This is a genomic window from Burkholderia sp. Se-20378, from assembly GCF_017104665.1.
GTDB lineage: Bacteria > Pseudomonadota > Gammaproteobacteria > Burkholderiales > Burkholderiaceae > Burkholderia > Burkholderia lata.
On sequence record NZ_JAAGPG010001082.1, the window covers coordinates 1 to 1311 of the forward strand.

Consider the following 1311-nt stretch of genomic DNA (forward strand, 5'->3'; position numbering starts at 1 on the left):
CGCAGCCGGCCGAAGCCGCCGAAGCGCAGCAGCCGACGCGTGCACCGCGCAAGGAAGGGGCGGCCAAGGGCGCTCGCAAGCCGGCCGCCAAGCGCGAAGGTGCGGCCAAGGCCCAGGGCAGCCAGGGCGGCCAGGGTCGTCGCAGCAGCGCACCGAAGGCTGAGGGCGGTGCGGCAAAGGTGGAAGGCGATGCGTCCCAGGACGAACTGTTCGCCTACGTGACGTCGCCGGCATTCGACGCGGACAACTCCGCGGGCGGTAGCGGCGTGCGTGCGCCGATGCTGCGTCGCGGTCGCAGCCAGCCGGCGAACAAGCGCGTGCTGTCGCCGGACGACGACGCGCCGAAGCTTCACAAGGTGCTGGCGGAAGCGGGCATGGGCTCGCGCCGCGAAATGGAAGAGCTGATCGTCGCCGGCCGCGTGTCGGTGAACGGCGAGCCCGCGCACATCGGCCAGCGCATCATGCCGACCGACCAGGTGCGGATCAACGGCAAGCCGGTCAAGCGCAAGCTGCCGAACAAGCCGCCGCGCGTGCTGCTGTACCACAAGCCGACGGGCGAGATCGTCAGCCATGCGGATCCGGAAGGCCGTCCGTCGGTGTTCGACCGCCTGCCGCCGATGAAGACGGCGAAATGGCTCGCGGTGGGCCGCCTCGACTTCAATACCGAAGGTCTGCTGATGCTGACGACTTCGGGCGACCTCGCAAACCGCTTCATGCATCCGCGCTACAGCGTCGAGCGCGAGTACGCAGTGCGCGTCGTCGGCGAGCTGGCTGAAGGCATGCGACAAAAGCTGCTGCACGGCGTCGAGCTCGATGACGGCCCGGCGAACTTCCTGCGCATCCGCGACGGCGGCGGCGAAGGCACGAACCACTGGTATCACGTCGCGCTGGCCGAAGGCCGCAACCGTGAAGTGCGCCGGATGTTCGAGGCGGTCGGCCTGATGGTGAGCCGCCTGATCCGTACGCGTCACGGCCCGATTCCGCTGCCGCGCGGCTTGAAGCGCGGTCGCTGGGAGGAGCTCGACGACGCGCAGGTGCGCAAGCTGATGGCGACCGTCGGTCTGAAGGCGCCGTCCGAGGAGAAGGGTAAGCGCGGCAGCGGCGCCGGCCAGGCCGAGCGTCGCCAGCCCGATCCGATGCAGACGTCGATGGGCTTCATCGGCCGTGAGCCGGTGCTGACGGCGCACGGGCAGCTGGATCAGCCGCGTCGTGGCGGTGGTCGCCGCGGCGGGCCGGGCCTGCCGGGTCTGAGCGGCTACGGCAACCTGCCGGTTGCGCCGTCGGGCTCGGGCTACGGCAATCGCGAGATCA

1 protein-coding gene is annotated in these 1311 nt (G+C 70.3%); it reads left to right on the forward strand.

Going from position 1 to position 1311, the window contains the following annotated elements; all coding sequences use genetic code 11:
- On the forward strand, positions 1-1311 hold a 1311-nt coding region (gene rluB, locus G3N93_RS40285), incomplete at both ends, for a 23S rRNA pseudouridine(2605) synthase RluB (protein ID WP_206135554.1).